This window comes from uncultured Dialister sp., from assembly GCA_900314595.1.
Classification (GTDB): Bacteria; Bacillota; Negativicutes; order Veillonellales; family Dialisteraceae; genus Dialister.
In genome coordinates this window covers 1-4178 of record OMVW01000076.1, presented here as the reverse complement: position 1 = coordinate 4178, position 4178 = coordinate 1, and the positions used below count along the sequence as shown (strand labels likewise).

The following is a 4178-nucleotide window of genomic DNA, read 5'->3' as shown; positions in this document are numbered from 1 at the left end:
CCGAACAGGGTGAATAAGGCCCTATTTCCTTTAAACGCAATAGAGAAATTTCGATTTGGAAGCACTTTAGCAGCTGTTAAGTTAATGATATTGTAGTTAATGGTTCATAGTGAATGGTTTCTCACATAGAGCTGGCGTACTTCAGGGTCCGACGGTAAATTCTCCGCCTGTGTAAAGTCCCCATATAAATTCCGCGGCCATCAGACCGCCACCTTCCCGAGCCCCGCATCCCGAACCCCGAGATCTCGAAGTTTTCTCCACCGGGGCACGCCGTAATGGGGCTAAGACCCGAATACCGAAGTAGTCTCAAACCATGGTATTTGACAAAAGCCTCATCCCCAGGGTATTTCCTTCTTCACGACTCCTGCTCCCAAAGAGACGACTTCGCTGTTCTTTGCCAACGGATAAGCTGCAAGGAGTTTGTCTACCAGTTCTTTGCCTGTCTTTGTTTCCTTCTCAAAAGAGATGGACTTTTCCAGATATGCTGCCGTGTGAGCCAAAGCTTTTGTATCGAAGGAGCCTTCGGGGACTCCGTGGGAAGGAATGACGATGGAGGGTTCCAGGGCTTCCAGTTCTTTTACTCTGGAAATCCAGGCCTTTTTGTCTTCTTCGGACGCCGTGTCGGCGAGGAATACATGAATTTCATTGAAAACGTCAATACCGCCCAGAAGGACCATTTCCGTTTCTTCATAAAGGGAGGCGCGGGTGAGATCGCTTCCCACCACTTTGAAGGTAAATCCTTCGAAATCAAAACTTTCTCCCGTGAGGACTGCCGGAATGACCGGATTGATGGGTCCTTCTTCTTTCAATACGGGATCCCAGAAAGTGACTTTCCCACAGAGGGTATTCATGATATGCTCTGCCGTTTCCTTTGTGGCATAGGCATAGGCTTTCGGGAATGCTTCGCGGATTCTTTCCAGACCGAAATAATAGTCCGGATCTCCATGCAGGATGAAGATTTTTTCCAGCGTCAGGCCCTCCGCCTTCAGGTAGGAAACCACTTCTTCTGCAGAAGACCTTGTGAAAAATGAATTCACCAGAAGAGCCTTGTCATCTTTCACCACCAGGGTGGCAGTCACGTAGAAACTCTTTGCATCCGTAAAAAATGTGACTAAATCGTAATGTGCCGTATGAATCACTTTGTTCATTCTATCGCCTCCAGTGACTTAACTATACTGATTTTTTATTTCACCCGGAATAGTCAATATAAATATTGGCATGAAGGTTTTACTTCATGCCGGTTGAGAATGAATGGCGAACTGCCTATAATTAGAAATAGAAATTTGTTCATAGCTAATGGCTAATAGTTAATAGTCCCAAACCCTTTTCTTACATCAGTTGTTATCGGTTATCAGCTGACAGGTCAGGGATATTTCACTATTTCCATAATTAAAAAGGCGCGCCTTACTGTCGCGCGCCACCGCCCCTAATTCCAGATTCCCAATCCCCGATTCCTTTCGCCAAAGGTAATCCGGAGAATTGACTCCACCCGTCTAAGGAGGCCAAAATGACCGACCGTCAGCTCGAAGCTTTCATCAAAGCAGCAGAATGCGGCTCTTTCACAAAAGCCGCCGCACTCCTTTTCATTACTCCCTCCGCCCTCATGCAGCAGGTGAACCTTTTGGAAAAGGAAGCGGGATTTCCCCTCTTCTACCGGACAAGCCACGGGGTAAAGCTCACTCCCGGAGGGGCCCGTCTCTATGAAACGGCAAAGGAAATCCTTGCAAAATACAGGGAAGCCCGCTCTTACGGCCGGGAACTCCTGAAAAAGGAAGAGTACCACATCCGCTATGCGAGAGGGGACGAAGGCCTTCCTGCCTTCATATGGAAGCCCTACCGCGCTTTTCAGGCGGACCATCCCTACAGCCTGCTGGAATTTCCCTATTTCACCTCGGATACCCATTTCGATGATATTCGGGAAGGAAAAGCAGACATCACCACGGTGGCCGAACCAAAGCCCTGCGCCCTGGAAGGTCTTTCCTATATACCTCTTCTCGAAGATACTTTCACCTTCCTCATGGCCTCCGACAATCCTCTTTCATCCAGGGCAATCATCCGCAGAGAGGACCTCTCGGGAAAAACCATTCTGGCCGGGAAATACGCTTCCATGGCTCATCCTTTTGAAGACATGCTCCCCAAAGAGGCCAAAGTCGTCCTTCTCAATAAAGCTTATGACATGAAAAGCCGCATGCAGAGCCTTTTCTCCGATGATCTCACCATCATCCACTCCGCCTGGGCCCATAACTTCTCCGGCTGCCTCAAAGCCGTCCCCTCCGACATCCCCGCAGGCGGCGTGGGTCTCCTCTGCCGAAAAGAGGCAAGCCGGGGCGTGCTGGAACTGATACAATATGTGAAAAAAGCTGTCAGCCGATAATAGCTAATGGGTAATAGGTAATAATTTCTGCCACAAATTCTATAAGCCATTAGCCACTTCTCAAAAGTGCGGAAATGTTTTGCCCAATGGCAAATGATCCGCCTACGCACAATCCCCATATATATTCGTGCCGGAGAGCGGCACACCTTCACGAATAACGAATCACGAACAACGAAGAACGAACAGCACCTGTGGGGATTCCGGTGGTCCCGTTGGTTCGAATTCACAACTTCTTTTCAATCTGGAGTTTCTATGCCCTTCTACATTCTCACCATCATTGGCCTCCTGGCCGGACTATTCATCATTTCCCTTGGCGGAGGGGGAGGCGCCGTCTATGTAGGCGTGCTCACCGGACTTTGTAATATTCCGCCGGATATCGCTGCTTCCACCTCTCTGGCTACCGTCATTCCCACAGCCATGATGGGTGCTTTTTCCCATTACCGGGCGGGAAACGTGCACCGTCATCTGGCCCTCTACCTGCTTGCCGGCTGTATTCCGGGAGCCATCGTGGGTTCTTTCTTTTCCACCCTTCTGCCCCTCTGGATTTATAACAAAATGACCGGCGTCATCCTTCTGGTGCTTGCTCTCCAGATGGCCTGGACCTGCATCCGTCCGCCAAAGCACGAAGTCCACAGCGAAGCAGACCTGACGAAGAAAGACAAACTGAAAGCAGGCGGCTTTGGCATCATTGGGGGTCTCCTATGCGGCCTCGTCGGACTTTCCGGCGGCGGACCCATTACGGCTGGACTTTTCATTCTGGGCTGCACTCCCCTGGCAGCCGTCGGAACTTCGGTTTTTGTCATCTGCGTCATGAGCATTGTGGGATTTCTCATGCATTTATCCGTAGGAAGAGTGGACTGGGACCTGGTGAAATACCTCCTCTCCGGCACCTTAATCGGGGCTTTTCTGGGCCCCTGGCTCATGAGCAAACTGGACAGAAATAAAGTAAACAGAGTCCTGCGACCTATCGTTGCCGTAGTCAATCTGACCATGAGTATTATGGTGCTGATGAAATAACCGTTTTCAGCCTTTAGTTGTTAACAATAAGCATACTTGTCATCCTTTGCAAAAGCTTTGAAAAAAGGGCCGCCTTTTCCTGGTGCGGTCCACCTTCACTTACCACTTATCACTTACCACTTACCACATTATTCATTTCGTCGGAGGTACGAAAATGTCCAAATCTCTCGTCGCTTACTTTTCCGCCACCGGCACCACCCGGCGGCTTGCAAAAACTCTTGCTGAAGCCGTAGGCGGAGACCTTTATGAAATAAAGCCCCTCCGTCCCTATACGAATCAGGACCTGAACTGGAACAGCTCCACCAGCCGCACCACCAGGGAAAGCAAAGACATTTCTGCCCGTCCGGCTCTGGCTGAAGAGTGCCCGGACCTTTCGGATTTTGAAACCATTTACATCGGCTTCCCCATCTGGTGGTACCATGCGCCGAAAATCATCCATTCCTTCCTGGAAAGTTCAAATTTCACAGGAAAGAAAATCATCCTCTTCGCCACCTCCGGCGGAAGCTCCATGGGAGATACCCTTTCCTTCCTGAAGCCCTCTGCCCCGGGCGCTGCCTTCAAGGGCGGAAAAGTCTGGAACGTGAGAGCCACAAAAATCGAGCTGTGGAAATGGGCGTCGGAGTTACTGGCAAGATAACAGCCCAAATAAAACATATAGCTGCTCATCAAAAAACTGTCATTTTAGTTCGCAGTTATCAGCAATATCATTAACTTAGCAGCGTATAAAATACCTCTAAATCGAAGTTCTTCTATCATATATAGGGGAAATAAGCCTTTATTCACCCTG

Annotated in this window: 4 protein-coding genes; 3 read left to right on the top strand and 1 reads right to left on the bottom strand. The window is 49.4% G+C overall.

Annotated features, from left to right (window positions below; all coding sequences use genetic code 11):
* Positions 1–332: 332 nt before the first annotated feature.
* Complete coding sequence (locus tag QZN42_RS10080; RefSeq protein WP_296957321.1) at positions 333–1148, bottom strand: MBL fold metallo-hydrolase; 816 nt, start codon at positions 1146–1148, stop codon at positions 333–335.
* A 359-nt stretch (positions 1149–1507) separates the two neighbouring features.
* Here QZN42_RS10080 and QZN42_RS10075 point away from each other — a divergent pair, with 359 nt between their 5' ends.
* From QZN42_RS10075 to QZN42_RS10065, 3 genes are all read left to right on the top strand, one after another.
* Positions 1508–2374: a LysR family transcriptional regulator gene (locus QZN42_RS10075; RefSeq protein WP_296957318.1), complete on the top strand. Its 867-nt coding sequence runs from the start codon at positions 1508–1510 to the stop codon at positions 2372–2374.
* 252 nt (positions 2375–2626) lie between these two features.
* Positions 2627–3391 (top strand): sulfite exporter TauE/SafE family protein, encoded by a 765-nt coding sequence (locus tag QZN42_RS10070; RefSeq protein ID WP_296957315.1) that lies wholly within the window; start codon positions 2627–2629, stop codon positions 3389–3391.
* 154 nt (positions 3392–3545) lie between these two features.
* A complete protein-coding gene (locus tag QZN42_RS10065) occupies positions 3546–4028 on the top strand; it encodes a flavodoxin (RefSeq protein ID WP_296957312.1) in 483 nt (160 codons plus the stop codon).
* The last annotated feature ends 150 nt before the right edge of the window (positions 4029–4178 follow it).